Here is a 24,916-nt window from a genome sequence, read left to right on the forward strand (position 1 = left end):
CGGTCTCCCGCGACCTGTCGGATTCGGCCCGGACGGCTGGGGGAAGATAAACGCATGCCCACCCTGCGTCTCGCCCTGTGCCAGGTCAACCCGACGGTAGGCGACCTCGCCGGAAACGCCGGCCTGGTCCGCTCGTGGACACGTCAGGCCGCCGACGCCGGCGCCCAGCTCGTCCTGTTCCCCGAGCTGATGCTCACCGGTTACCCCGTCGAGGACCTGGTGTTCCGCCGCTCGTTCGTGGCCGCGTCCCGCGCCGCGCTGCACCGGCTCGCCGCCGACCTGGCCGCCGACGGCCTCGGTGACCTGCCGGTCCTGGTCGGCTACCTGGACGCGGACGGCCCGCCGCAGGTCAGCTCGGACGCGGAACCGGGCCGGGGCGCCCGCAACGCGGCGGCGGTGCTGCACCGGGGCGAGGTGGTGGCCACCTACTTCAAGCATCATCTGCCCAACTACGGCGTCTTCGACGAGGACCGCTACTTCGTCTCCGGTGACACGCTGACAGTGGTGCGCGTCGGCGGGGTGGACGTGGCGCTGACCATCTGCGAGGACCTGTGGCAGGCCGGCGGGCCGTTCGCGGTGGCCCGGGAGGCGGGCGTCGGGCTGGTGCTGAGCATCAACGGCTCGCCGTACGAGCTGAACAAGGACGACGTGCGGCTGCCGCTGGTGCGCCGGCGCGCCGCCGAGGCCGGGGCCGCCATCGCGTACGTGAACATGGTCGGCGGCCAGGACGAGCTGGTCTACGACGGCGACTCGATGGTCGTCGCCGCGGACGGCACGCTGCTGACCCGGGCGCCGCAGTTCGTCGAGCACCTGCTGGTGCACGACCTGGAGCTGCCGGCGGCGACCGGGGCGCCGGGCGGGACCGTCGCGCCGGCCGACGGGATGCGGGTGGCCCGCCACGAGATCCCGGCGATCCCGGCCGCGCCGTCCGGTCCGGCTGCGGACGGCGGGATCATCGAGCCGGTCGCCGACGAGGCCGAGGTGTGGCACGCGCTGGTGCTGGGCCTGCGCGACTACATCGACAAGAACCGCTTCCCCTCGGTGGTGCTGGGCCTGTCCGGTGGCATCGACTCGGCGGTGGCGGCGGCCATCGCGGTGGACGCGGTGGGCCCGGAGCGGGTCGTCGGCGTCTCGATGCCCAGCCAGCACTCCTCCGAGCACTCCCGCACCGATGCCGAGGACCTGGCGAAGCGCACCGGCCTGGACTACCGGGTCGAGCCGATCCAGCCGATGGTGGACACGTTCCTGGCGAACATGTCGCTGTCCGGGGTGGCGGTGGAGAACCTCCAGGCCCGGGTCCGCGGCGTGATCCTGATGGCGCTGTCGAACCAGGAGGGCCACCTGGTGCTCACCACCGGCAACAAGAGCGAGCTGGCGGTGGGCTACTCGACGCTCTACGGCGACTCGGTGGGTGGATACAACCCGGTCAAGGACGTCTGGAAGACGCTCGTGTGGCGGCTGGCGAAGTGGCGCAACACGGACGCGGTGCGGCGCGGGCAGACGCCGCCGATCCCGGAGAACTCGATCGGCAAGCCGCCGTCGGCCGAGCTGAGCCCCGGCCAGCTCGACAGCGACACGCTGCCCGACTACGACGTGCTCGACCCGATCCTGATCGGCTACGTCGACGGCGACCTGGGCCGCGACGGCCTGGTCGAGTCCGGCCACGACCCGGCCGTGGTGGACAAGGTGCTGCGGATGGTGGATACCGCCGAGTACAAGCGACGGCAGTCCGCGCCCGGCACCAAGATCTCCATGAAGGCGTTCGGGCGGGACCGGCGGCTGCCGATCACCAACCGGTGGCGCGAGGACGGCTGACCGCTCCCCCGGCCGGGGAGTGACATCCTCCACTCCGACCTGCCCGCGGCCCGCCGCCCGGTGCGACGATCGCGGGGAACCCGGGGACCGCGTGCGCGGCCTCGAGGAAGGAGATTGTCATGGTGGAGTCCACCCCGGCCGAGGTGGCCGCCCTCTACGGCGGGCCGGCCACCCGGCGGGTACGCACCCGCGACCTGATCGCCGCCAAGGAGCGCGGCGAGCGGTGGGCGATGCTGACCTCGTACGACCAGTACACGGCCTCGATCTTCGACCAGGCGGGGATCCCGGTGCTGCTGGTCGGCGACTCGGCGGCGAACAACGTCTTCGGCTACGAGACCACGCTGCCGGTGACCGCCGAGGAGCTGCTGCCGCTGGTGCGTGCCGTGGTACGGGCCACGAAGCACTCGCTGATCGTCGGTGACCTGCCGTTCGGCTCGTACGAGGAGGGGCCGGCGCAGGCGCTGCGCACCGCTGTGCGGTTCATGAAGGAGGGCGGCTGCCACGCGGTGAAGCTGGAGGGCGGGCGGCGCTGCGCCGCCCAGATCGAGGCGATCACGGGCGCCGGCATCCCGGTGATGGCGCACATCGGCTTCACCCCGCAGAGCGAGCACACGCTCGGCGGCTACCGGGTGCAGGGCCGGGGCGAGGCCGCCGAGGAGGTGCTCGCCGACGCGCGGGCGGTGGCCGAGGCGGGCGCGTTCGCGGTGGTGCTGGAGATGGTGCCGGGTGAGGTGGCCAAGCGGGTCACCGCCGAGCTGCCCATCCCCACCGTCGGCATCGGGGCCGGTCCGGACACCGACGGGCAGGTGCTGGTCTGGCAGGACATGGCCGGGTTGCGGACCGGCCGGGCGCCGCGCTTCGTAAAGCGGTACGCCGACCTGGCGGGCGCGCTCACCGACGCCACCCGCCGGTTCGCCGACGAGGTACGCGGCGGCGAGTTCCCCGCGGCCGAGCACACCTTCTGAGGTGTAAGGAAGGGCCCCTTCTTAACGCCTGGCGTAGAGAAGGGGCCCCTTTTTAACACGCGCCGCCGCGACGGCGGCGCGACGCGTCAGAGGTCGGTGACCCGGATGCCGGCGTGCGCCTTGTAGCGCTTGTTGATCGCGATCAGGTTGGCGGTGAACGCCTCGATCTGGTGGGCGTTGCGCAGCCGCCCGGCGTAGATGCCCCGCATGCCGGGGATCCGCGCGGCCAGCGCGCCGACCACGCCCACCAGTTCCCGGTCCTCGGTGCAGATCAGCACGTCCAGGTCGATCCGGTCGATCTCCGGGTCGGCCAGCAGCGGCGCGCTGACGTGGTTGAACGCGGCGCAGACCCGGGACTCGGGCAGCAGGGCGGCGGCCTGCTGAACGGCGCTGCCCTCGGCGACGGTGAGCGCGTACGGGCCCTGCTTGTCGAAGCCGAGCGGGTTGACGCAGTCCACCACGATCTTGCCGGCCAGCGGTCCGGCGAGCGCGGCGACTGTGGCCGCGTGCCCGTCCCACGGCACCGCCACGATCACCACGTCGCTGCGCCGGGCGACGTCCTCGTTGTCGCCGCCGGAGACGACGGCACCCTCCGGTACGTACGGCAGGGCGGCGATCTCGGCGGCGGCCTGGGTGGCCCGCTCGGCGGTGCGGGAGCCGATCAGCACGGTCTGCCCGGCCCGGGCGAACCGGTAGGCGAGACCCCGTCCCTGGTCGCCGGTGCCACCGATGATGCCGACGGTCAGCCCGGAGACGTCGGGCAGCGTGGTCGCGTCGTAAGCCATGCGCTCATCCTCGCAAAGCGGGGCCGCGAGCGGTGCATCCCGATGCTGTGACAATCGCCGCGCTGGTCACGCCCGTTCGAAGGCCACCCGGCGCTGGGCCGGGTCGGCGGCGGTGAGGCGTACCCGGACGCGTTCGCCCAGCGGCAGCTCACCGGTGCAGCGGGCGCGCACCGACGGCTCGTCGAGCGCGATCGTGCCGCCGGGCGGACGGCCGGGACGGCCGTTACCCGCCGGACGCGGTTCGTCCACGTCGAGCACCGCCGCCTCGAACGTCTCCCCCACCCGGTGCGCGAGCAGCACCGCCTCGGCCAGTTCCACAGCGCCCCGGGTGGCGGCGCCCGCTGTGCGGTCGGTCGCGGCCATCACCTCGGGCAGTTTCGGCAGCGCGGCCCGTACCTGCTCGGGCACCTCGCGGCCCTCGTGCAGCGCCAGGCAGACCTCGGTGGCGTAGCGGTCGGCGAGGCGGCGCAGCGGCGCCGTGACGTGCGCGTACGCGGCCGCCACCCCGCCGTGCTCGGGCTGCTCGGGCAGGTCACCGTCGAACGCGGTGTACGCGGCGCCGCGCATCAGCTCGGCGGCCTGGTCGACGAAGGCGGCCACCCGGGGGTGGGAGGTGTCCAGCCCGTCGAGCACCTGACCCACGGGTGTGCCGTCCGGCCAGGGCACGCCGAGCGGGCCGGCGGCGAGCCGCAGCCGATCGACCGCCTCCGGGCGGGGGCGCGGCATGGTGCGCAGCAGCCCGATCCGGCCGGCCAGCATGATGTCGGCCGCGGCCATCCCGGTCAGCAGCGAGATCTGCGCGTTGTGCTCCTCCATCGGGCCGGGGCCGCGCAGCACCAGCCGCCACCCGTCGCCGTCGGGCTCGACGTCCTGCTCGGGCAGCGGCAGGTTGATCGCGCCCCGGCTCAGGCCCCGCGCGGTGAGCAGCGCCCCGATCTCGGGCAGCAGGGCGATCGGCTCGGGCAGCCGTCCGGCGTCGGCGTCGCGCTGCACGCCGCCGTAGTCGAGCTTGGCCCGGCTGCGCACCAGCGCCCGCTCCAGCGTGACCGCGGCGGTGCCGCCGTCGGCGTCCAGGTCGACGGTCCAGAGCACGGCGGCCCGGTCGGCGTCGGGCAGCAGGCTGGCCGCCCCCTCGCTGAGCGTGTGCGGGTGCAGCGGCACGTTGCCGTCGGGCAGGTAGACCGTCTGCCCGCGGCGCCACGTCTCGGCCTCCAGGTCACCGCCGAGGCGTACGTGGGTCAGGACGTCCGCGATCGCGTACCGGACGCGGTAGCCGCCGCCGGGACGGCGGGTGAGGTGCATGGCCTGGTCGAGGTCGCGCGAGGTCGCCGGGTCGACGGTGACGAACGGGATGTCGGTCCGGTCGGCGACTGCGGGCGGCGGCGCGGCGGCCGCCAGGTCGGCCTCGCGCTGCGCCGCGGCCGGGAAGCCCTCGGGCAGTCCCAGCTCGCGGCGCAGCGCGCCGAAGTCGATACGGGGCGCCAGTACGCGTCGGATCACCACGCGGTCAATCCTGACAGCGCCCCGCACGTTCCGCTCCCCGGGAGGGAGCGGTGTCCGCGGCGTCAGGCGCGGCGGGCCGGCGCCTTACGTGCGGTGGTGCTCTTGGCTGCGGTGCTCTTGCGGGCCGGCGCCTTCTTCGCGGCGGTGGTCTTCTTCGCCGTCGTGGTGGTCTTGCGCGCGGTGGTGGTCTTGCGGGCGGGCGCCTTCTTCGCCGCCGCCTTGCGCGCCGTGGGACGCGTCGAGGCTGTGGTCTTCTTCGCCGCTGTGGTCTTCTTGGCGGCGGTCGTCTTCTTCGCCGCCGAGGTGACCTTCCGCGCGCCGGTGGTCTTCTTGGCCGCCGCCGTCGTCTTCTTCGCCGCCGTCGTCTTGCGGGCCGGCGCCTTCTTCGCGGTCGCGGTGGTCCGGGGCATCGCGGTGGTCCGGGGCGTCGTGGTCTTCCGGGCCGCTGTGGTCTTCTTCGCCGCCGTCTTCTTGGCCGCTGTGGTCTTCGTCGCGGTCGCCTTCTTCGCCGTGGTCTTCTTCGCCGGCGCGGTCTTGGCGGTGGCCCGGCCGGCCGGCGCCGTACGAGCGGCGGTCTTCTTCGCCGTCGTCCTGCTGGTGGTGGCCTTGGTGGCCGGCGCCTTACGAGCCGCCGACACGACCTTCCTGGCGGCCGCCTTCTTGGCCGCCGCCTTCTTCGCCGGTGTCCGTCCGGCGCCGGCGCCCGAGGCGTTCGGCGACGCCTTGGTGACCGTCGTCGTCCTGCCCGCGGCGGTCCTCTTCGCGGTCGTCCGTTTCGCGGCCGGGCGGGTGGCCTGCTGTGCTTCGGCCATCTCGGTTCCCTTTCCTGGGGACGTGCTCTCGCCCTCGCGGAGCACGGATCACCTCGACGCGGGCCCTCCCGCGCCGTCTAGCGGCCCTCCCCGGCCCAACGGGCGTCCTCGGCGTCCCACGCGTCGTTACGCTCCCGCACTGTCTGCAGGGCGTTGTCCGCGTCGGCGGCTGAGGCGTACGGTCCGAGAACGTGCTTGGCGGGGCACACGTCGGCATCGGCCTCGACCCGGTGGTGTCGCGTGCACCAGTAGTAGTGCCCACCACTTCCGTCGTCGCTCATGCGATCACTGTGCACCGGGAACCGCCCGGCCGCCACCGGAACGGCACAAATAGTCACGTCCTTCTCCACATTAGACCTGGTCGGGGCGGTTGCGGCGGGGAACGGCGGAAGACCCCGGACATGCCCGCCCTCGTCCGAACGGGGTGTGGCTGCTGTTCGCGTACCCCTTCCCGAACCTCGCGGTGGTCGGCGGCGTGGCGCTCATCGCGCTCGCGGTGGCGCTGCGGCCGCGTTTCGGCCGGCTCGACCGGGACCTGGACGTGCTCACCGAACGGGATGCGCCGGAGCTGCACGCCCTGGTCCGGGAGGTGGCCACGGCGGTGGGCGCGCCGATGCCGCACGTGATCGGCGTCGACGGCGGCATCAACGCGTACGCGACGTCGGTGGGGCTGCGCCGGCGGCGTGTGCTCGGCCTCGGGCTGCCGCTGTGGGGCGCCCTGGACGGGCCGGCGCGGGTCGCGCTGCTCGGCCACGAGCTGGGCCACTTCGTCAACGGCGACGTCCGCCGTGGGCCGGTGACCCAGCCGGCGCTGACCATGCTCGGCAACGCCGCCGACCTGTTCCGGCCCCGGGGCGGGTCCGACGGCGGCGGGCTGCTGGTGATGGTCGGCGAGTGGCTGGGGCACCTGGCGTCCTGGGCGCTGTCGCGGCTGCTGGACACGCTGCTGCGGACCGGCTCGGTGGCCACGGCGGTACGCAACGCGGTACGCGGCGGCCACGGGCCGGGCACCTGGCGGGTGGAGACGGGACGCGCGCCGCGCGGATCGACGCCGAGCTGGCCGGGCACTACGAGCGGGCCGGCCGGGCGCTGAGCTGGAACGCCTGACGCTCAGGCGGGTGCCGGGACGGGCTCCGGACCGGGTACGGCGGCGGGCGCCGGGCGGGCCGCCACGATCGCGTACGCGAGGGCGTAGGGCGTGCAGGCCAGATGGAACATCGGCTCGACGAGCACCCGGTCGGTGATGAGGAACCGTTCCCACCCGGTCGGCCGGGGCAGCCCGAACGACGAGTCGGTCCAGCAGGTGAACAGCCAGAGCGGCGCGGAGATCCGGTTCACCGCGTCCGGCGGCAGGCCGTCCGCCACCGGCGCGGTGGCCGGGATCGAGGTGACCACCGCGAGCACCACCGCCGCGTCGGCCGCCATCAGCGCGCCGAGCAGCCCGGCCGACCACGCGAGCCGGACCCGGCCCCGGCGGGCCAGCGCCCCGGCGGTCCAGAGCGCCGCCGTCAGCAACGCCAGCCAGAGCAGCAGCCCGGGCACCGTCTCCCACACCCGGCTCTCACCTCGCGCGGCGAGCAGCGCGAGCGTCGCGGTCACCGTCGCGGCGATCGGCAGCACCACGCCGAGCGCGGTGGGCAGCGCCCCCACGCGTACGGTCCGGCGTGCGGCCCGGGTGACTCCGAGCGCGAGCGCCGTACCGAGCAGCGCGGTGAGCGCCGACCAGGTCGGCAGCTGCGCGGCGGCGGCCCACGGCACGCGCATCTCCAGCCACCCGTGGGTCAGGGCCATCACCGCGCCGGCGAGCACGAGCACCGCGACGCAGGCCGGCGGCGCGAGCAGCAACACCCCTGCGGTACGCCCCAGCCGCCGCGACCCGGCCCGGCCGGTCAGTGGTGTGGCCGCCCGGCGGGCCGCCAGGCTCGCGGCGAACCGGAGCATCCCCCAGCGGCGGCCGGTGCGGGCCAGCTCGTGCAGCTCGGCGGCCCATTCCCGGGCCAGGCCGGCACGCAGCTCCGCCGGCCACCGGCGTACCGCGACCCGCAGCAGCAGCGCCGCCACCCGCCGGGTCACCACGCCGGCGCCCCGGCCGGGTCCGCGCCGCCGGCACGTTCGGAGGGTACGAGGGCACGCAGCTCGGCCAGCGCCAGCCGGGCCGACCGGATGCCCTCGCCGGTGAGGCGGTAGTAGCGGCGGGCCGGGCGGCCGGCGGTCACCGGGTCGACGTCCTCCCAGTCGGCGGCGAGCCAGCCCGCCGCCTGGAGACGGTGCAGCACCGGGTAGAGCGTCCCGCTGGGCAGGCCGGTGAGCCGCATCAGGTCGAGGCCGTAACGCGGCGCCTCGGGCTCGGCGAGCAGCGCCGAGAGCACCTTCGCCACCGGGATGGTCAGTCGCACAGCGGCACTCTATCGGAACTCTACATAGGGCGGGTGCACCCGAGGTAGCAGGACGAACGGTGATCGACAATGGGACGGTGTGTCCCCTTCGGCGGAACCGGTGGCCGGTCCGGCAGGGCCCGCTCAGGTGGATCACCGGTGGCCCGGGTGCATCGCGCGGCTCCATATGCGAGCCTCGACGGACGAATCCGCTGTCGCGTTTCCAGCGGACAGCGACCCGAGCTGGGGAGAGAAAATCGTGGGCAACCTTGACATCGCGCTGAAGAACGCGATGAACATCGACGGCGCGATCGGGGCCGCGCTCGTCGACTACACAAGTGGCATGACCCTCGGCGTCGCCGGCGGCACCGGCGAGATCGACCTGACGGTCGCCGCCGCCGGCAACACCGACGTCGTACGCGCCAAGCTGCGCACCATCGAGATGCTCAAGCTCGACGACGAGATCGAGGACATCCTGATCACGCTCGGCAGCCAGTACCACCTGATCCGCCCGCTGAGCAACCGCACCGGCAAGGGCCTGTTCCTCTACCTGATGGTGAGCAAGAGCCGGGCCAACCTCGCGATGGCGCGGCACCAACTGCGCACGATCGAGGAGAGCCTGGAACTGTGAGCCGGGTGGACGACCTCCCCCGCCGTACGCGCGCCCAAGCCGGCACCCTGCCGCCACCACGGGCGCTTCCACAGTCGCTGGCCGGCAACCCGGCACTGCCGTACCCGGCCATCGCCCAGGAACTCTCCGCGCTGCGGTTGCAGATCCCCGGCGTGCACGGCTGCGTCCTCGGCGGCGTCGACGGCCTGCTCGTCACGCACAACCTGCAGAACGGCGCCGACCCGGACGACCTGGCCGCGCTCGCCGCCACCACGTACGGACTCGGCCGCCAGGTCGGGTTCCGGCTCGGACAGGGCGACTTCCAGCAGTCCACGGTGCGCAACGCGGGCGGCTACCTCAGCGTGTACGCGATCAACGGAGAGGCGCTGCTCGCCGTGGTCGGCACGGACAGCATCAACGTGGCGCGGCTGCACCTGCACGCCCCGACCACCGCGGCCCGGCTCGCCGAACTGCTCGACGGCGTCAGCCCGGCCACGTCCTGACGTACGCCGGTCGTCCCGGTCCCACCCGTCCGGACCGGAGGCGGCCGGCGTACCCCCGGGTTCTGTCGTTCGTGTGGCGCGGCGGTCGAGCGGCGCGGTCGCGCGCTTGCCGCGGCGGTCGCGGCCCGGCCGTCGCGGCGCGGCGGGTCAGAGGCCGAAGCGGCCGGCCCACGCGGTCACGTCGGCCACCGTGGCGTTGCCGCCGCAGACCACCAGGCCGATCCGGGCGTCGGCGCCCACCCGCTCGACCACCCGGCGGGCGGCAGGCAGCAGGCACCCGGCGGCGGGCTCGGCCCACACCTTGGCGTGCTCGGCCAACTCCAGCGTGCCCCGCACCGCCTCGGCGTCGGACACCACGAGGACGTCGCTGACCAGCGCGGTCACATGGTCATAGGTGAGCTGCGAGACGCTCGGCGCGCTGAGCGTGGTGACGATCGACGACAGCGGCACCTCGACCGGGCCGCCCTTCGCCAGCGCCTGCGACATCGCCTGCGCGCCCTCGGTCTCGACGCCCCAGATCCGTACCCCCGGTCGCCGCGCCCGCAGCGCCGCCGCCACGCCCGAGATCAGCGCGCCACCGCCGATGCTGACCAGCACGTCGGTCAGCTCACCGGCGTCGTCGGCGAACTCCAGCCCGACAGTGCCCTGCCCGGCCAGCACAATCGGATCGTCGAACGGGTGCAGCAGCGTGACGCCCTCATCCCGCAGCCGGTTCATCAGCGCGAACGCGCCGGCCATGTCCTCGGTCAGGCGCACGTCGGCCCCCGCGGCGCGGGCCACCTCGACCGCGCGGGCGGGCGCCGTCCGGGGCATGACCACTGTCGCCGCCACCCCGAGCGCGCCGGCCATCACCGCGACCGCGATGCCGTGGTTGCCACCGCTGACCGCTACCACCCCGGCCGCCCGCTCCGCGTCGTCGAGCGCGAGCAGCTTGGCCGCCGCACCACGGGCCTTGAACGAGCCGGTACGTTGCAGCAGCTCCAGCTTGGCGGTGACCGGTACGCCGAGCAGCTCGGTCAGTCCCGGGCTGGGCACGGTCGGAGTGTGTACGACGACGTCGGCGATCCGGTCGGCGGCCGCCTGGATGTCCGCAAGCTCGATCACCCCCGCAGCGTCCCACACCGGCCCCCGTGCCCCGCGCCGTGCCACCGCGCGGCGCCCCGCCGCTCCGCCGCCCCGCGCTCCGGCACTCGTCGATCTTGGAGTTGTGGCACCTCGCAAACTGCGCGGAAGGGCTGTTCCGGGCGCCACAACTCCAAGATCGCTGGAGGGGGACGGACCTGTCACGGTCGGCTGGCGGCCACCTCGGCGTCGCTGCGGAGGATGCAGAACTCGTTGCCCTCCGGGTCGGCGAGCACCACCCAGCCGGTGCCGTCGCTCTCTCGCCGGTCGGCCACCACTGCCGCGCCCAGCCCGGTCAGCCGGGCCAACTCCTCGTCGCGCGTCCCCTCGACCGGGCGCAGGTCGAGGTGGATGCGGTTCTTGACCTGCTTGGCGTCCGGCACCTCGATGAAGAGCAGGCGGTGCCGCCCGTCCCGCGAGTAGATCATGCACTCCTCGTGGCCCGGCTCGTTCGGATCGTCCGGGTCCTCCCGGTAGTCGAGGACGGCTTCCCACCAGCGGGACAGGGCGTAGGCGTCGGCACAGTCCACGGTGGTGTGGGACACGTAGGAGGTCATCACCGGATCATCGCAAGTCCTGATGGCCCCCGGGCTACCCAGCCGTTCCCGGACCGGCCACCGGCTCCCTAGGTGTCAGCGCCGCTCACGGACGCATCGCCGGCAGCCAGTCCGGCGTCGAGCGCGGCCAGGAAGTCCAGCAACTCACGCCGCGCGGCCTCGTCATGCGTGCGGTGGTTCAGGACGTCCGACGCGACGCAGCGGGAGCGGTCCTCGACCACCTCGATCAGCTCGATGAGTTGAAGCCGAGCCTCGATCACCGCGGCCGAGCCCACCTGGCGACACCATTCCTCGATCAGGTCGGGGTCCGTGGAGACGGCATCGATCCCGCAGCATCCGACAACGCACTCGACCTCGCAGAAGGCGATGCACGTACGCAGGGGCGACGGCACATCGACCGATACGTCCGCCATCGCCTCTCCTCCCCTGAGCCCGCCGCGACAGTGACGGGTGGCCGATGCTAGTGCCTTGACCACGAAGGTTTGGGGTGTTGGGGTCAGGCTGCGCGGGTGGCGGGTTGGCCCCAGCGTCGTTGGCGTTCGCTGCGGATGCGGGCGCGTTCTCGGCGTTGAGCGGCCAGGACGTCGGGGTGGCGGGCGTTGGCGTTGCGCCAGCGAAGGTAGGTCTGCAGCCGCCGGGTCAGCGCCGGGTGGTTGGGGTGGTTGGAGCCGGCGATGACGAAGGTGCGCAGCGGCTCGAACTGGGCCTCGATGGGGTTGGCCCAGGAGGCGTAGGTCGGGGTGAAGCAGAGCTCGACCTTGTTGCGGGCCGCCCATGCCCGGATCTTGCGGCCCTTGTGCGCGGACAGGTTGTCCAGGATGACGTAGATCGGTGCCCCGTCCGGGCGAGCGGCGCGGATCGACTTGAGTGCGGCCAGGGTGTTCGCGGCGCTCTTGCGGCGCCGGACGACGCCCCAAAGCTGGTCGTCGCCGACGCAGTAGCAGCCGTGGAACTGCCGGACGCCGTGCAGCTTGTGGTAGTTCGCGGGCAGCCGGCGCGGATGACCGGTGGGTGCCCACCCGGCGCCGGCCTGGGGGCGGATCACGAGGGGTCCGAACTCGTCGAACGCGAACACCCGCTGCGGGAACTGGCTGGTGACGTATTCGATCCGGGCGAGTTTGGTGTCCCGGTGCGGGTCGGTGGACTCCTTCCACGTCTTGGTCCGCTGGAAGGTGATCCGGTGCTGGTGCAGGATCTGCCGCAGCCGTTCCCGCCCGATCCGGACCCGGCGGGTGGCATGCAGGCGCAGGTGGTCGGCGAGCTTGCGGATGCTCCACCGGGTGAACGGCCGCCCCAGCTTCTCGGGGCGGGTGTTGGCCGTCTCGACGATGAAGTGTTCCTCGTCAGGATTAATCTGGCGGGGACGGCCACCCGCCCACTGAGGGTCCAGGCTGGCCATTCCCATCTCGTTGAACCGGTGGATGACCTGCCGGATCGTGTCCTCGTCGGCTTGAACCAGCCGGGCGATCGCCGGCACTGTGTTCCCGCCGGCCGAGGCGAGCACGACCATCGCCCGTCGCAGTCGGATCGGGGAACCGGTTCCCCGGCGGGTAATTCTGAGCAGCTGCTGACCTTCCTGATCACTCAGCCGCCGCACACGTACAAGATCTGCCACCGCCACAGCCTGACCGGCACAACGCCGCCCGGCCGACAGGCCACACGGCGTGTCAACCAACACCGTGAACGTTCGTGGTCACGGCACTAGCTGTAATGCCCAGCAGCGTTGTTGACGCGGCTGATGGGTGGTTTGCCGCCGAGCGAGGTGTGGTTGCGGTGGTGGTTGTAGGTGTGCAGCCAGGCGGGTAGAGCGTCAGCGCGTTGCTGGTTGTTGGTGAAGGGTTGGGCGTAGGCCCATTCGTCGCACAGGGTGCGGTTGAAGCGTTCGGCTTTGCCGTTGGTCTGTGGTCGGTAGCGGCGGGTGAAGCGGGCGGTGGCACCGAGGTCGGTCAGGGCCTGGTGCCAGGCTCGGCCGCGGCGGTAGGTCAATGCGTTGTCGGTCGTGACGCGTTCGACGCGGGTGATTCCGTGGGTGGCGAAGTGCTCGGCGGCGCGGCGGAGGAAGCCGGCACAGGTGTCGGTCTTCTCGTCGGGGTGGATCTCGGCGTAGGCGAGACGGGTGTGGTCGTCGATGGCGCAGTGCACGTAGTCGAAGCCGACACGGCCGGCGGTGCGGGCACGGCGGTGTTCCAGGCTGTCGCGGCCCAAGATGCGCCAGCCGCCGCCGTCGCGAACCCGGCCGAGTTTCTTGACGTCGACGTGGATCAGCTCGCCGGGCCGGTCGCGCTCGTAGCGGCGGATGAGCTGACCGGTGGGCCGGTCGAGCCAGGCCAGGCGGTGTAGACCGTGCCGCGTCAGAACGGCGTGCACCGTCGAGGCCGGCATCCCGAGCAACGGTCCGAGCCGGCGAGCCCCGAGTTTGCGTTCCTGGCGCAGTTGGCAGACCCGCGCCTCCAACTGGGCGGGCGTCTTGTGCGGCTGGTGGTGAGCCCGGCTGGATCGATCCCGCAGACCAGCGTCGCCCTCGGCCCGCCACCGCTGCAGCCACTTGTAGCCGGTGGCCCGAGAACAGCCCAGTTCCTTCACGACGTGGGCCACCGGCCGACCCTGGTCAACGACACGCGTGATGAGCAGCCGCCGGCCGTGGATGGTCAGCCGGGCATTACGGTGGGCCATGGAGACCTCCGGTTCCGTGTGGGCGTCAGCACCTCACACCTCGCCGGAGGTCTCGCCTCGTCTCAAGCCGCCACGCCGTCAACAACCCTCATGGGCATTACAACTAGCGCCACGACCGCCTGGCACTCCTGCGAATTCGGCGGCCACTCCGGAGCCAGAGCCTCGCGATCGTCGAGGAGGTTGCCGGTGGACACCGCGTGGAGCGCCACGTCTCCCTCGTCAACCGCCCGCTTCAGCTGTCAGTCGTCGAACTCGAACCCGCGCGCTTCGGCGTCGTTGACCAGCCGCCGCATACGTTCGCCGCCGGTGGCTACCACCTTCATCAAGGCCTCCAGCTCTTGCAGCGCGCCTCGATCGGTGCCGTAGGCGCAGAACATGCCGGCCTCAGGGTCGTAGGCGAATCGACCTTCGAGCGTCGGGGCCTCGGTGCTGACAAGAACCTCCGCGACACCTGCCCAGAAGTACCCGTTGGGCTCGTGACCAAGCTCCCCGATCACACTGTCGACTGGAGTGGTCCCGGCATCCAGCAGCAGCGAATACTGTCCGGGAGTGGTCTCGATCAGTCTGAGCAAGGTCATCTTCGAAGCCTGACAGTGGTCGGTGCTCGTGGCAAGATCCGAAGTCTCCGTCACGCGCTCAGTTCCGCTCCTCCATTCGATCCGGCGGGACTGTCCGGTATGACGACCGATCAAGGCAGCGGGGGCGACGTGAGCAGCGACGTAACCACAGTGCTGTGGCGCCCCCTGGGACAGCAGGAACTCGACCTCGTCCGCGAGGCAGGGGGGCGCAGGTGGCCGCTACTCTCGCCGGAGCAAACTCACTTCTTCCCGATGCTCGACGAGGCTTTCGCGGTCAGGGCTGCGCAGAACTGGAACCTGTTCGGACCCGTGCGCTACGTGGCCCGCTTCCACGTCGAGACGGGTTTCCTGGGCCGCTACTCGACACGGTCCTTCGGCGGATCCGCCGCTCCGATGCTGTGGGTTGCGGCCGACGAACTCGACGAGTTCAACGCGCACATCGTCGGTTCGATCGAGGTCATCCACGAGTTCCGATAGCGGGTGACCGGTACAGACGGCGGTCATCGGAGGATCCCGACGACGTGCGGCCGGTTTGGCTGGACGACGCCGCGGGGAGGCAGCACCGCCGGGACGACGGGCGACGTCGGCACCGCGAGAGCTTGCTGACCAACGACGACCGTCGACGTTACTAGAACCAGCTCAGAACCTTGATCAAAGCTCTGAGCTGGGTGGGCGACGGACGAGTCGACCTGTACGCCGGATTCTGTGACCGGCACGCCCGTAGGCGCACCGGCGGCGGCCATCCATCTCGGCCTGCCGTTGCCGGCAGGCTCCAGCGGCCTACCCGCAGACATCGGGCGGGCAGCCCTCAAGCGTCTGCGCGGGTCGTCATCTTGCGGTGACGGCCCTTTCTTGGCCTTGCTCCGGGTGGGGTTTACCGAGCCACCCCGGTCACCCGGGGTGCTGGTGGGCTCTTACCCCACCGTTTCACCCTTACCGTCCCGTTACGGGCCGGCGGTCTGTTTTCTGTGGCACTGTCCCGCGGGTCACCCCGGGTTGCCGTTAGCAACCACCCTGCCCTGTGGAGTCCGGACGTTCCTCGGCGACGGGCCGGAGCCCGTCGACGCGACCGCCCGGTCGACTCGTCCGTCGCGCCCTCATCCTAACGACGCACCCGCCGCGCCCATTTCCACCCCGCCCACCATCTCGTCCGCCACTTCGGGGAGGTGGCGGCATCAACCGGCCCGGGATACCGCCACTTCCCCGAACTGGCGCGATGCGCGCCCGAACGGGCGCGATGCGCGCCCGAACTGGCGCGATGCGCGCCCGAACTGGCGCGGTGCGCGCTCGCCGCCCGACCGACTAGCCTCGGGGGACCATGGATCTCTCCGACGCCGCGCTCCTGCTCGCCGCCGGTCTCGCCGCGGGCACTGTGAACGCGGTGGCCGGTGGTGGCTCACTGATCACGTTCCCGGCGATGATCGCCACCGGCCTGCCGCCGGTGGCGGCGAACGTCTCGAACTCGGTGTCGGTCTTCCCGGGGTACGTGGCGAGCGTGGCGGGCAGCCGGGTGGACCTGCCGCGCGGGCGGGAGCTGTGGTCGCTGCTGCCCACCGCCGTCCTCGGCACGATCGCCGGGTGCGCGTTGCTGCTGGCGACTCCGGCGCGCGCGTTCGAGCTGGTGGTGCCGTTCCTCGTGCTGGGCGCTACCGCCGTACTCGCGTTCCAGGGTCCGCTGCGCCGGCTGGTCGGCCATCCGGAACGGTTGGGCGCGCGCCGCCGTACCGTCACGGTGCAGACCATGGTCGCGCTCGGCACGGTGTACGGAGGCTACTTCGGCGCGGCCCTCGGGGTGATGCTGGTGGCCGGGTTGGCGCTGGTGCTGGACGCGACGCTGGCCCGGGTGTCGGCGATGAAGAACCTGCTCTCGGCAGTGGTGGGGCTGACCACGCTCGTGGTGTTCGCCCTGTTCGGCCCGGTGAACTGGGCGGCCGTCGCGGTGGTCGCGCCGGCCACCCTGTTCGGCGGGTACGCGGGCGCGCGGCTGGCCCGCCGGCTTCCGCAGGTGGTGTTGAAGACGGTGATCGTGGTGTTCGGCACCGCCATCGGGTTCTACCTGCTGTGGCGGGCGCTGACCTGACGCCACCCGGCAAGACCGGACCCCTCAGTAGGCCTCCCCCACCGGCTCCTCCGGTGCGTGCTCGGCGCGGCGGGCGGCCCGGTTCCAGATGACCCGTTCGCCGTAGCCGGCCGCCATCAGGTGACCGAACGCGAGGTACGCGAGCACGCCGGCGGCGAGCACCCCGAAGCCGACCCAGAACGGCAGCGCCAGGCTGTGTTCGGCCAGCTTGCCGGAGATGATCGGCGCGGGCGCGGCGGCGCCCCAGCGGACCAGGTTGAACGCGCCGGTGGCGACGCGCCGGTCGGCGGAGCCGAGCCCGAGCGCCAGGTCGGTCAGGTTGGCGTTGGCGAGGCCCATGAACAGGCCGGCGACGACGAGGACGACGAGCGACATGGCGGTGCCGGTGGAGGTGGCGAACAGGACCATGCAGACCAGCAGGCCGAGCAGTGCGACGCCGACTGTCTGCACCGCGCCGATGCGGTGGGCCAGCCGGTGCCCGATCAGCAGGATGCCGGCCGCCAGGCCGAGGCCCCAGCCGGTGAACGCCAGGCCCAGCGGGATGACGTCGAGGCGCAGGAACAGCGGCGTGTAGCCGAGCACGACGAAGAAGACGAAGTTGTACGCGGCGGTGACCACGCACAGCGTCACGAACGCGGGTCTGCGGTAGGTGGCGAAGATCTGGCCGAGGCGTACCGGCTGTTGCTTGTTCACCGGTTCGCGCAGCTTGCGAGCGGCGACGCCGAGCGCCAGCACCATGAACACGCCGCAGACGAAGAACGGCAGCCGCCAGCTCACCTCGCCGAGCAGGCCGCCGATCAGCGGGCCGACCGCGAAGCCGAGCCCGAGGGCGGTCTCGAACAGGCCGACCACCCATTCCCTGTCGTTCGCGAGGTTGACCAGCACGACCATGGCGGTGGCGAAGAACATCGCGTTGCCCAGGCCCCAGACGCCGCGCAGCACGGAGAGCTGCACGATGTCGTTGCTGAACGAGGCTCCGATGGCGGCCAGGCCGACGACCGAGACGCCGGTGACGAGCACCGGCTTGAAACCGAACCGCCCGCTGGCGAGCGTCGCCGGGATCATGCCGACGGCCATGACCGCGATGTACGCGGTAAAGAGCAGCTCGACCTGCCAGGCGGTGACGCCGATCGCCTCGCCGATGGCGGGCAGGATCGGGTCGACCACGGCGATGCCGGCGATCGCGAGGAACGCCACGAGCGTGGTGGCGTAGATGGCACTGCGGTTGGGCTCGGATCGGTGATCCACTCCGCAACCTCCCAGATAGCTGTATCGTACAGGTATTTTTCTTGTATCATACAGCTATGAGTGACGACGTCCACGCTCCCGAGGTCACCCTCGGCCGGATCGAAACCGAGGTCGCGTTGCTGATGCGCCTGGGTGAGGCCACCCGCCGGGGCACCGGCACGATGGAGCACCGGCTGCTGGACCGCGCCGCGTACGTGATCCTGCGGCACCTCGACGCGGCCGGCCCGCAGAACGTCTCGGCGCTCGCCGCGCGGCTGAACCTGGACGGCTCCACCGTCACCCGGCAGGTCTCCGCGCTCCAGCGCGACGGGCTGATCTCGCGTACCCCCGACCCGGCCGACGGGCGCGGCACGGTGATCTCCGCGACGGCGGCCGGGCTCCAGCGGATGGCCGCCGTCCGGGCGGCCCGCACCCGGTTGTACGGCGACATCCTCGCCGCCTGGCCCGAGGCGGACCGGGAGACACTGGCGGACATGTTGCACCGCCTCAACGAGGCGCTCGACGCGCGCAACCGCCGCCGCTGAGGCGTTAGGAAGGGCCCCTTATTATGCAGAATGCGTTAATAAGGGGCCCTTCCTTTCACGCCACCGGCTCCCGCGCGGAGTCTCCGCGATCGGCGGTCGCCGTCACGCGCGGGTCGCCCTCGTCGGCGAAGTAGTCGTCCGGCGTGGTGCCGTCCGGCCCGTCGGCCACCCTGGCGGCGCGCAGCACCAGCGTGAGCAGCGCGGCCACCACCAGGTTCACCAGCACCGCAACGATGCCCACGTAGATGGTCTTCGGCGTGTCGAAACCGAACTTCTCCAGCGGGAACGCCGACCCGGCGAAGTGCTTCTTCCCGGTCGCCGGGTTGCCGATCTGGTAGAGCATCCACATGCCCAGGCCCATGCCGGCCGCCCAGCCGGCGATCAGCGCACCCCTGTGGAACCAGCGGGTGTAGAGGCCCAGCGCCACCGCCGGCAGCGTCTGCAGGATGATCACGCCGCCGATGAGCTGGAGGTCGATGGAGAACTGCGGGTCGAGGAAGACGATGCAGGCCACCGCACCGACCTTCACCACCAGCGAGGTGATCTTCGAGACGTTCGCCTCCTGCGCCGGGGTGGCGTCCCGCTTCAGGTACTCCTTGTAGATGTTGCGGGTGAACAGGTTCGCCGCCGCGATCGACATGATCGCCGCCGGCACCAGCGCGCCGATGCCGATTGCGGCGTACGCCACCCCGGCGAACCAGTCCGGGAACTGCTGGTCGAACAGCAGCGGCACCACAGTGTTGCCGTCGGTCGTGCCCTCCTTCGCGCCGGGCAACGGCTTCACGTTCGCCGCGATGGCCATGTAGCCGAGCAGCGCGATCAACCCCAGCAGCAGGCTGTACGCGGGCAGCGCGGACATGTTCCGCTTGATCACGTCGCGGTTCCGGCTGGCCAGCACACCGGTGATGCTGTGCGGGTAGAGGAACAGCGCCAGCGCGGAGCCGAACGCCAGCGTCACGTACTGGATCTGGTTGTTCTGGTTGAGCAGGATGCCGTCGCCGGGCGCGGGTGACGCCTGGAACTTCGCGTCTGCCGCGTCGAAGATGGCGCCCCAGCCGCCGAGCTTGTACGGCAGCCAGATCACCGCGACCAGGATCACGATGTAGATCAGCGAGTCCTTGACGAACGCGATCAGCGCCGGGGCGCGCAGCCCGGACTGGTACGTGTACGCGGCCAGGATCGCGAACGCGATGATGATCGGCAGGTGCCGGGCCAGCGCGCTGTCCCCTGTGACGCCCATGGTCTTGAGCACCGCCTCGATGCCGACCAGTTGCAGCGCGATGTACGGCATGGTGGCGACGATGCCGGTGATCGCGACCAGCAGCGCCAGGATCGGCGAGCCGAACCGGTTGCGGACGAAGTCGGCGGGGGTGACGAATCCGTGCCGGTGCGAGACCGACCAGAGCCGGCACAGCACCAGGAACACCAGCGGGTAGATGACGATCGTGTACGGCACCGCGAAGAAGCCCGCCGCGCCGGCCCCGAAGATCAGCGCCGGGACCGCCACGAACGTGTACGCGGTGTAGAGGTCACCGCCGACCAGGAACCAGGTGATCCAGCCGCCGAAGCTGCGCCCGCCCAGTCCCCACTCGTCCAGGTGGGCCATGTCCGTCGGTCTGCGCCACCGTGCAGCCACGAAACCCATGGCGCTGACCAGCAGGAACAGCAGCGTGAAGACGATGATCTCGGTGAGGTGGTCCCGCCACATCAGCGGTCACCCCGCTTCTTGGTCATCTGGTAGACCAGCGTGGTGGTGCCGACGCCGAGCAGGATCCAGACCAGTTGCAACCAGTAGAAGCGCGGGAAGCCGAACAGCCGGGGCGAGTCGGCGTTGAACAGTGCCGGGATCAGCGGCACCACGATCGGGATGAAGAGCAACCAGTTCCAGGGACTCTTGTCCTTCGCCCTGGATCGCGCCGTGTCGAGCGCCTCCGGTTCCGGTGCGGACATGTGACACCCCTCCGGGCATTCGTAGCGGGCCATGTGACGGCCGGAGGCTACGACCCTGTGACGGGGATCACGTCCGATCGGGTGATGTCGATGCGCCGAGCGGCCGCCGGCATGCGCCGAGCGGCCGTCAGACGTCCGCGAGGTGCGAGGTGTCGTTGACCGAGCGGACCGCGACGCCGCCGTCCGGGTACAGGTCCAGCACCGAGATGCCGGCCGTGTCCAGGTAGAGCCGGTGCAGGAACGCGTCGCCGGCGGCGAGCGCGTCGCGCAGCACCAGCTTGATCGGCGAGACGTGGGAGACCACCACGACCGTCTCCCCCGGGTACGCCGACCGCAGCCGGTCGACCGCCCGCCCGGTCCGCTCGGCGACTGTCACGAACGACTCGCCCCGCGGCGGCGCGACCCGGGTGGAGGCGAGCCAGGCGTCCAGCTCGGCCGCCCAGCCCTCGCGTACCTCGGCGAACGTGTGCCCCTCCCAGACGCCGAAGTCGCACTCGATCAGGTCGTCGTCGGTGCGTACCGGCGGGTTGCCGACCTGCGCGGCGACCGCCTCGGCGGTGGCCGTACACCTCGACAGCGGGGAACTGACCACTGCGGCGACGGACGGCGCCAGCGCGGCCACCCGGGCGGCGGTGGCCCGGGCCTGGGCCCGGCCGCGCTCGGTGAGCGGCACGTCGCCCCGGCCGGAGTAGCGCTTCTGCACGGTGCGCTCGGTCTCGCCGTGCCGCACCAGGATCAGCCGGGTGGCCTCCTCGGTCGGGCGCGGCTCCCAGGAGGCGGGCGTGGTGGCCGGGTCGGTGCCGGTGGCGCGCACGACAGTCGCCTCCCGCGCCTCGGCCGCCGCCGCTGCCGGTGCGGCGCCGGACGCGGCGGCGTCCATCGCCGCGTTGGCGAGCGCGTCGGCGTGCCGGTTGCGCTCCCGGGGCACCCAGGTGAACCGTACGGCGGCGAACCGGCTGACCAGCCCGGCCGCCTGGGCGGCGAGCGGACGCAGCCCGGGGTGCTTGATCTGCCAGCGGCCGCACATCTGCTCGACCACCAGCTTGGAGTCCATCCGCGCCTCGACCTCGGCCGCGCCCAGCTCGGCGGCGGCCTCCAGCCCGGCGATCAGGCCCCGGTACTCGGCCACGTTGTTCGTCGCCGTACCGATCGACTCGGACCGTTCGGCCAGCACCTCACCGGTCTCCGGGTCGCGGACCACGGCGCCGTAGCCGGCCGGGCCGGGATTGCCCCGGGAGCCGCCGTCGGCCTCGATCACCACCGCGCGCACCGCCACGACGGCTACAGCCCCGACTCGTTGGTCCGGACCATGATCCGCCGGCACTCCTCGCAGCGGACCACGTCGTCCGGGTCGGCCTTGCGGATGCGGGCCAGGTCGGCGCCGGACATCTCCAGCCGGCAGCCGCCGCAGCGGCCACCGGTGAGCAGCGCGGCGCCCATGCCGGTGTCCTCGCGGATCTTGTCGTAGAGGCCGATCAGGTCCGCCGGGAGGTCACCGGCGAGCGGCTGGCGGGCGGTGCGCTTGAACTCCTCCTCCTTGCTGATCTCGGCGAGGGTCTCGTCGCGGCGCTGCTCGGTCGCGGCGCGGCGCTCACGGGCCTCGGCGAGCCGGCTCTCGATGCCGTCGAGCACGCCCTGCGCGGTCTCCCGCTGCTCCATCAGCTCCAGCTCGGCGTCCTCCAGGTCGCTCTGCCGGCGGTTCAGCGAGACCAGCTCGTGCTGGATCGCCTCCAGCTCGCGGGCCGGGCCGCTGCCCGAGGCCAGCCGGGCCTCGTCCTTGCTCTTGCGCGCCCGCACCTGGTCGACGTCCTTCTCGATCCGGGCGATGTCCCGGTCCAGGTCGTCGACTGCCACCTGGGCGCGGACCCGCTCGTCCTCCAGCGCGGACAGCTCACGCGCGAGGGCCTCCAGCTCGGCGCGCTCCGGCAGGGTGCGGCGGCGGTGCGCGAGCTGGGCCAGCGCGGTGTCGATCGCCTGGAGGTCGAGCAGGCGGCGCTGCACCTTCGGGTCAGCCTTCACGTCGGGGCTCCTTGTCGTCCGGCCGGGGCGCGGCGGCGTGCACGGTCCACGGGTCGGTGTCCAGGTCGGACACCACGGTCTCGACGTCCAGCTCGGCGGCCAGGTAGGCGGCCAGGTCGTCCAGCCAGGGTCGCTCCGTCGCCCAGTGGGCGGCGTCCAGCAGCGCCGGGCCACCGGCGGCGAGGTGTTCCCCGGCCGGGTGGTGGCGCAGGTCCGCGGTGAGGAACGCGTCCACCCCGGCCGCGGTCGCCTCGGCGAGGAAGCCGTCCCCCGAGCCGCCGCTGACGGCGAGGGTACGAACCATACGCCCGGGATCCCCGGCGGCGCGAACTCCCCAGGCGGTGACCGGGAGCACGGCGGCGGCCAGCCGGGTCAGCTCGGCGAGCGTCATCGGGGTGGGCAGCTCGCCGATGCGGCCGATGCCCCGGCCGGGCCCGGCGGCGGGCGAGCCGGGGCGGGGCGGGTGCAGCGGACGCAGCCCGGTGAGCCCGAACCGGGCGGCGAGCGCGTCGGAGACCCCCGGGTCGGCCACGTCGGCGTTGGTGTGCGCCACGTGCAGCGCGACGTCCGCCTTGATCAACCGGTGCACGATCCGGCCCTTGTACGTAGTGGCGGCCACCGAGGAGACGCCACGCAGCAGCAGCGGATGGTGCGCGACGATCATGTCCGCGCCGGCGTCGAGTGCCTCGTCCACGGTCTCCGGGACCACGTCCACCACGCAGGCGACCCGGCGTACCGGGTGGTCGGGCTCGCCCAGCACCAGGCCGACCCGGTCCCACTCCTCGGCCCACGCGGGCGGGTAACGGCGGTCCAGGGCGGCCACCACGTCGGCGACGGTGTGCGGCGATCCGGTTGTGCTCACGGGCGGCCAGCTTACCGGCGTCCGGGCCGGTACACGCCGACCGTCGCCGGGCGCGGCCCCCGGCGTCTGCCGGGGGCCGCGCCCACCGCGCCTCTCAGCCGACCGGGGCGACCGGCCGGTCCGCGCCGCGCAGGGCGGCCAGGCCGGCGTCCCAGGGGAAGGCGTCCGCGCGCCGGTCCCCCGTGCCGGGCGGGTGCAGGCGTACGACGTGGTCGCCGAAGACCATCCGGACGCCCCACTGCACGAGCCGGTCCAGGCTGGCCCGGAACGCCGGGTGCGCGGCCATCGCCTCGTTCGTGTATGGGACGGCAGCGATCGGCACCCCCATACCCTGCGCCTCGATCAGCAGGCCCAGCGCCAGGGTGTCCGTGATGCCGACCGCCCACTTGTTGATCGTGTTGACGGTGGCCGGGCACACCAGCATGGCGTCGGCCGGGGGCAGCACGTCCGGGTCACCCGGGTTCTTGTAGTGCGTACGGACCGGGTGGCCGGTCTGCCGGGCCAGCTCCGTCCGGTCGACGAACTTCGCGCCGTCCGGCGTGGTGACCACGCAGACCGTCCATCCCTCCCGCTGGGCGAGGTCGACCAGCCGGCCGACGTGACGGGCCAGCGGCGAACCGCAGGCGATGACGTAGAGCACCCGCCGGTGCCCGTTGGCGGTCTTCGGACCGCTCATACTCCGACTCCCATGTGTTCAGCCAACTCCGCGATCGGCGGAGGCGGCGCACCACGTGTGCGACGGAGAATCTCGGACATCAATTCGTGCGCTATCGGCCGGCACCGGATCTCGGAGGGCGCGAGCCGGTCACCGCGCAGCAGCATGTCCCCGGCGTTGGCGACGTCACCGATCTGGGAGTAGCCGCGGGCCAGGTCGAGCAGGTGGTGCGCGCGCCGCTCCGGCAGCAGCGCGTTGAACGCCGGCTCGGACAGCCGCATGTGGGTCTCCACCGCCCGGCCGCCGTCGCCCAGCTCGACCGCCGCCGCCGCGCGGTGCAGCTCCAGGTTGGTCGGGCCGAAGGAGGTCCAGTAGTGGTTGTGGTCGCCGCCGAGCATGGTGGCCGCCTCACCCGCGCCGGCGAGCAGGTCGTCCACTGTCGCCGAGTCACCGATCCGGGCGGCGGCCATCGCGCCCTGGAGCAGCAGCATGCCGTACACCGAGAGCCGTTCCGGCCGGACGTCGTTGTCGCCGCCGGGCGCGAGCCGCCCCGCGATGCGGACGTTCAGCTCCAGCGCCGGGCGGGGGCGGCCCATCGCGACGAGCGCGTTGCAGACCCGCGTGGTGGCGATGCCGGCCAGCAGCGGGTCGTCGGCCCGCTGGGCCACCGCCATCGACCGGTCGGCGGCGAGCCAGGCGAGGTCGCACTCGCCGAGCTTGCGCAGCACCGAGGAGGCGATCTGGTAGACCTGCCCGAGCAGGTGGGCGGCCTCGCGTACCTGGTCGCCGGCGGCGTAGCCGGCGTCCGCCGCCTGGGCGTCGCGCAGCAGCTTGGGCAGCGCGCGGGTGAGCATGCCGTAGCGGCCGTACTGGTAGGTGAGCCAGGCGTGGTTCACGGCCTTGCGCATGTCGGCCAGCGGCGGGGGGTAGGGCGCCGCGTCGAAGTAGGCGCTCATCGAGTCGTACCGCTCCAGGGCGGTGCGGATCTCCTCCACCTCGACCTGGTCGATGCAGTTGAGCGCGTCGGTACGCCGTTCCGGGTCCTTGCCGTGCAGCAACTGCACGTCGATCTGGAGGATGTCGGCGATCTCGTAGAGCACGGAGAACTTGTCCAGCCGGCGGACGCCGCGCTCCACCTTGTCCACCCAGCTCTTGGACTTGCCGAGCCGGTCGGCGAAGACCTGCTGGGACATCTTGCGGCGGCTCCGCCAGTACGCCACCCGCCGGCCTATGGGCAGTTCGTCCATTCCCGTTCCCTCCCCCTCACGGCGCCGGCCGGT

28 protein-coding genes and 1 other RNA gene are annotated in these 24,916 nt (G+C 72.3%); 8 read left to right on the forward strand and 21 right to left on the reverse strand.

Translation table 11 applies throughout. The features are described from left to right. Positions 1–54 precede the first annotated feature (54 nt). Positions 55–1,815 carry an NAD+ synthase gene (locus MICAU_RS23085; RefSeq protein WP_013287764.1) on the forward strand — a complete coding sequence of 587 codons (1,761 nt, stop codon included), beginning with the start codon at positions 55–57 and terminating at the stop codon, positions 1,813–1,815. A gap of 119 nt (positions 1,816–1,934) precedes the next feature. Beyond that, positions 1,935–2,780 carry a 3-methyl-2-oxobutanoate hydroxymethyltransferase gene (gene panB / locus MICAU_RS23090; protein ID WP_013287765.1) on the forward strand — a complete coding sequence of 282 codons (846 nt, stop codon included), beginning with the start codon at positions 1,935–1,937 and terminating at the stop codon, positions 2,778–2,780. 86 nt (positions 2,781–2,866) lie between these two features. Here the strand turns inward: panB and npdG are convergent, their stop codons facing one another. The 4 genes from npdG to MICAU_RS23110 all read right to left on the reverse strand — a co-directional run bounded on the left by npdG (position 2,867) and on the right by MICAU_RS23110 (position 6,161). Next, a complete protein-coding gene (gene npdG / locus MICAU_RS23095; RefSeq protein ID WP_013287766.1) occupies positions 2,867–3,565 on the reverse strand; it encodes an NADPH-dependent F420 reductase in 699 nt (232 codons plus the stop codon). 66 nt (positions 3,566–3,631) lie between these two features. Beyond that, positions 3,632–5,068 (reverse strand): RNB domain-containing ribonuclease, encoded by a 1,437-nt coding sequence (locus MICAU_RS23100; protein WP_013287767.1) that lies wholly within the window; start codon positions 5,066–5,068, stop codon positions 3,632–3,634. 62 nt (positions 5,069–5,130) lie between these two features. Then, the gene (locus MICAU_RS23105) at positions 5,131–5,880 is read right to left on the reverse strand and encodes a histone (protein WP_244879657.1); all 750 of its coding nucleotides are present in this window, start codon (positions 5,878–5,880) and stop codon (positions 5,131–5,133) included. 77 nt (positions 5,881–5,957) lie between these two features. Further along, positions 5,958–6,161 (reverse strand): hypothetical protein, encoded by a 204-nt coding sequence (locus MICAU_RS23110; protein WP_244879658.1) that lies wholly within the window; start codon positions 6,159–6,161, stop codon positions 5,958–5,960. Between the two features lie 143 nt (positions 6,162–6,304). Here MICAU_RS23110 and MICAU_RS23115 point away from each other — a divergent pair, with 143 nt between their 5' ends. Then, positions 6,305–6,973, forward strand: a complete 669-nt coding sequence (locus MICAU_RS23115) for a M48 family metallopeptidase (RefSeq protein ID WP_049794841.1) — start codon at positions 6,305–6,307, stop codon at positions 6,971–6,973. Between the two features lie 17 nt (positions 6,974–6,990). Here MICAU_RS23115 and MICAU_RS23120 read toward each other — a convergent pair whose 3' ends face one another. Together MICAU_RS23120 and MICAU_RS23125 are read right to left on the reverse strand one after the other, a co-directional pair. Continuing rightward, entirely contained in the window at positions 6,991–7,956 is a 966-nt protein-coding gene (locus MICAU_RS23120; RefSeq protein ID WP_244879659.1) for a hypothetical protein, read from the reverse strand. After that, positions 7,950–8,276, reverse strand: a complete 327-nt coding sequence (locus tag MICAU_RS23125; protein ID WP_013287771.1) for a PadR family transcriptional regulator — start codon at positions 8,274–8,276, stop codon at positions 7,950–7,952. Before MICAU_RS23125 ends, MICAU_RS23120 begins: the two co-directional genes overlap by 7 nt. A gap of 238 nt (positions 8,277–8,514) precedes the next feature. Between MICAU_RS23125 and MICAU_RS23130 the strand changes: the two genes are divergently transcribed. Beyond that, entirely contained in the window at positions 8,515–8,886 is a 372-nt protein-coding gene (locus tag MICAU_RS23130) for a hypothetical protein (RefSeq protein WP_013287772.1), read from the forward strand. Beyond that, positions 8,883–9,368: a roadblock/LC7 domain-containing protein gene (locus MICAU_RS23135; protein WP_013287773.1), complete on the forward strand. Its 486-nt coding sequence runs from the start codon at positions 8,883–8,885 to the stop codon at positions 9,366–9,368. Before MICAU_RS23130 ends, MICAU_RS23135 begins: the two co-directional genes overlap by 4 nt. A 147-nt stretch (positions 9,369–9,515) precedes the next feature. On the opposite strand, the gene MICAU_RS23140 is transcribed toward MICAU_RS23135, so the two are convergent. From MICAU_RS23140 to MICAU_RS23165, 6 genes are all read right to left on the reverse strand, one after another. Beyond that, positions 9,516–10,472, reverse strand: coding sequence for a threonine/serine dehydratase family protein (locus MICAU_RS23140; protein ID WP_013287774.1), 957 nt, complete (start codon positions 10,470–10,472; stop codon positions 9,516–9,518). Between the two features lie 179 nt (positions 10,473–10,651). Next, a complete protein-coding gene (locus tag MICAU_RS23145) occupies positions 10,652–11,047 on the reverse strand; it encodes a VOC family protein (RefSeq protein WP_013287775.1) in 396 nt (131 codons plus the stop codon). A gap of 68 nt (positions 11,048–11,115) precedes the next feature. Continuing rightward, entirely contained in the window at positions 11,116–11,460 is a 345-nt protein-coding gene (locus tag MICAU_RS23150) for a DUF6331 family protein (RefSeq protein WP_013287776.1), read from the reverse strand. Between the two features lie 83 nt (positions 11,461–11,543). Beyond that, positions 11,544–12,662, reverse strand: a complete 1,119-nt coding sequence (locus MICAU_RS23155) for an IS630 family transposase (RefSeq protein ID WP_244879660.1) — start codon at positions 12,660–12,662, stop codon at positions 11,544–11,546. Between the two features lie 86 nt (positions 12,663–12,748). Next, on the reverse strand, positions 12,749–13,720 hold the full coding sequence (locus MICAU_RS23160) for an IS481 family transposase (protein ID WP_013285819.1): 972 nt from the start codon (positions 13,718–13,720) through the stop codon (positions 12,749–12,751). Positions 13,721–13,959: 239 nt separating this feature from the next. Next, positions 13,960–14,298: an immunity 51 family protein gene (locus tag MICAU_RS23165; RefSeq protein ID WP_013287779.1), complete on the reverse strand. Its 339-nt coding sequence runs from the start codon at positions 14,296–14,298 to the stop codon at positions 13,960–13,962. Between the two features lie 99 nt (positions 14,299–14,397). Between MICAU_RS23165 and MICAU_RS23170 the strand changes: the two genes are divergently transcribed. Continuing rightward, positions 14,398–14,775 (forward strand): hypothetical protein, encoded by a 378-nt coding sequence (locus tag MICAU_RS23170; protein WP_013287780.1) that lies wholly within the window; start codon positions 14,398–14,400, stop codon positions 14,773–14,775. A 199-nt stretch (positions 14,776–14,974) separates the two neighbouring features. Here the strand turns inward: MICAU_RS23170 and rnpB are convergent. Beyond that, positions 14,975–15,383: RNase P RNA component class A (rnpB, locus tag MICAU_RS31610), an RNA gene on the reverse strand. Between the two features lie 233 nt (positions 15,384–15,616). Between rnpB and MICAU_RS23175 the strand changes: the two genes are divergently transcribed. Next, on the forward strand, positions 15,617–16,378 hold the full coding sequence (locus tag MICAU_RS23175) for a sulfite exporter TauE/SafE family protein (protein WP_013287781.1): 762 nt from the start codon (positions 15,617–15,619) through the stop codon (positions 16,376–16,378). Between the two features lie 24 nt (positions 16,379–16,402). On the opposite strand, the gene MICAU_RS23180 is transcribed toward MICAU_RS23175, so the two are convergent. After that, entirely contained in the window at positions 16,403–17,626 is a 1,224-nt protein-coding gene (locus MICAU_RS23180; protein WP_013287782.1) for an MFS transporter, read from the reverse strand. Positions 17,627–17,682: 56 nt separating this feature from the next. Between MICAU_RS23180 and MICAU_RS23185 the strand changes: the two genes are divergently transcribed. After that, positions 17,683–18,150, forward strand: coding sequence for a MarR family winged helix-turn-helix transcriptional regulator (locus MICAU_RS23185; protein ID WP_013287783.1), 468 nt, complete (start codon positions 17,683–17,685; stop codon positions 18,148–18,150). Between the two features lie 55 nt (positions 18,151–18,205). Here the strand turns inward: MICAU_RS23185 and mctP are convergent, their stop codons facing one another. The 7 genes from mctP to MICAU_RS23220 form a co-directional block, all read right to left on the reverse strand. Continuing rightward, entirely contained in the window at positions 18,206–19,858 is a 1,653-nt protein-coding gene (gene mctP / locus MICAU_RS23190) for a monocarboxylate uptake permease MctP (RefSeq protein ID WP_013287784.1), read from the reverse strand. Further along, positions 19,858–20,100: a DUF3311 domain-containing protein gene (locus MICAU_RS23195; protein WP_013287785.1), complete on the reverse strand. Its 243-nt coding sequence runs from the start codon at positions 20,098–20,100 to the stop codon at positions 19,858–19,860. The genes mctP and MICAU_RS23195 overlap by 1 nt, the downstream gene beginning before the upstream one ends. A gap of 127 nt (positions 20,101–20,227) precedes the next feature. Further along, the gene (locus tag MICAU_RS23200) at positions 20,228–21,376 is read right to left on the reverse strand and encodes a bifunctional RNase H/acid phosphatase (RefSeq protein ID WP_041799089.1); all 1,149 of its coding nucleotides are present in this window, start codon (positions 21,374–21,376) and stop codon (positions 20,228–20,230) included. Positions 21,377–21,381: 5 nt separating this feature from the next. Further along, positions 21,382–22,119 (reverse strand): zinc ribbon domain-containing protein, encoded by a 738-nt coding sequence (locus MICAU_RS23205; RefSeq protein ID WP_013287787.1) that lies wholly within the window; start codon positions 22,117–22,119, stop codon positions 21,382–21,384. Next, positions 22,109–22,981: a Nif3-like dinuclear metal center hexameric protein gene (locus MICAU_RS23210; protein WP_013287788.1), complete on the reverse strand. Its 873-nt coding sequence runs from the start codon at positions 22,979–22,981 to the stop codon at positions 22,109–22,111. The genes MICAU_RS23205 and MICAU_RS23210 overlap by 11 nt, the downstream gene beginning before the upstream one ends. Before the next feature lie 94 nt (positions 22,982–23,075). Beyond that, entirely contained in the window at positions 23,076–23,657 is a 582-nt protein-coding gene (locus MICAU_RS23215) for a flavoprotein (RefSeq protein ID WP_013287789.1), read from the reverse strand. Continuing rightward, positions 23,654–24,883, reverse strand: coding sequence for a helix-turn-helix domain-containing protein (locus MICAU_RS23220; RefSeq protein WP_013287790.1), 1,230 nt, complete (start codon positions 24,881–24,883; stop codon positions 23,654–23,656). The genes MICAU_RS23215 and MICAU_RS23220 overlap by 4 nt, the downstream gene beginning before the upstream one ends. Positions 24,884–24,916 lie beyond the last annotated feature (33 nt).

It is taken from the genome of Micromonospora aurantiaca ATCC 27029, assembly GCF_000145235.1.
GTDB classification, from domain to species: domain Bacteria; phylum Actinomycetota; class Actinomycetes; order Mycobacteriales; family Micromonosporaceae; genus Micromonospora; species Micromonospora aurantiaca.

Excerpts from the sequence above, each read along its gene's own strand:
- MICAU_RS23085 (WP_013287764.1), top strand. The coding sequence starts at position 55 with ATGCCCACCCTGCGTCTCGCCCTGTGCCAGGTCAACCCGACGGTAGGC.
- panB (WP_013287765.1), top strand. The coding sequence starts at position 1,935 with ATGGTGGAGTCCACCCCGGCCGAGGTGGCCGCCCTCTACGGCGGGCCG.
- npdG (WP_013287766.1), bottom strand. The coding sequence starts at position 3,565 with ATGGCTTACGACGCGACCACGCTGCCCGACGTCTCCGGGCTGACCGTC.
- MICAU_RS23105 (WP_244879657.1), bottom strand. The coding sequence starts at position 5,880 with ATGGCCGAAGCACAGCAGGCCACCCGCCCGGCCGCGAAACGGACGACC.
- MICAU_RS23110 (WP_244879658.1), bottom strand. The coding sequence starts at position 6,161 with ATGAGCGACGACGGAAGTGGTGGGCACTACTACTGGTGCACGCGACAC.
- MICAU_RS23145 (WP_013287775.1), bottom strand. The coding sequence starts at position 11,047 with ATGACCTCCTACGTGTCCCACACCACCGTGGACTGTGCCGACGCCTAC.
- MICAU_RS23150 (WP_013287776.1), bottom strand. The coding sequence starts at position 11,460 with ATGGCGGACGTATCGGTCGATGTGCCGTCGCCCCTGCGTACGTGCATC.
- MICAU_RS23160 (WP_013285819.1), bottom strand. The coding sequence starts at position 13,720 with ATGGCCCACCGTAATGCCCGGCTGACCATCCACGGCCGGCGGCTGCTC.
- MICAU_RS23165 (WP_013287779.1), bottom strand. The coding sequence starts at position 14,298 with ATGACCTTGCTCAGACTGATCGAGACCACTCCCGGACAGTATTCGCTG.
- MICAU_RS23170 (WP_013287780.1), top strand. The coding sequence starts at position 14,398 with ATGACGACCGATCAAGGCAGCGGGGGCGACGTGAGCAGCGACGTAACC.
- MICAU_RS23175 (WP_013287781.1), top strand. The coding sequence starts at position 15,617 with ATGGATCTCTCCGACGCCGCGCTCCTGCTCGCCGCCGGTCTCGCCGCG.
- MICAU_RS23185 (WP_013287783.1), top strand. The coding sequence starts at position 17,683 with ATGAGTGACGACGTCCACGCTCCCGAGGTCACCCTCGGCCGGATCGAA.
- mctP (WP_013287784.1), bottom strand. The coding sequence starts at position 19,858 with ATGTGGCGGGACCACCTCACCGAGATCATCGTCTTCACGCTGCTGTTC.
- MICAU_RS23195 (WP_013287785.1), bottom strand. The coding sequence starts at position 20,100 with ATGTCCGCACCGGAACCGGAGGCGCTCGACACGGCGCGATCCAGGGCG.
- MICAU_RS23215 (WP_013287789.1), bottom strand. The coding sequence starts at position 23,657 with ATGAGCGGTCCGAAGACCGCCAACGGGCACCGGCGGGTGCTCTACGTC.
- MICAU_RS23220 (WP_013287790.1), bottom strand. The coding sequence starts at position 24,883 with ATGGACGAACTGCCCATAGGCCGGCGGGTGGCGTACTGGCGGAGCCGC.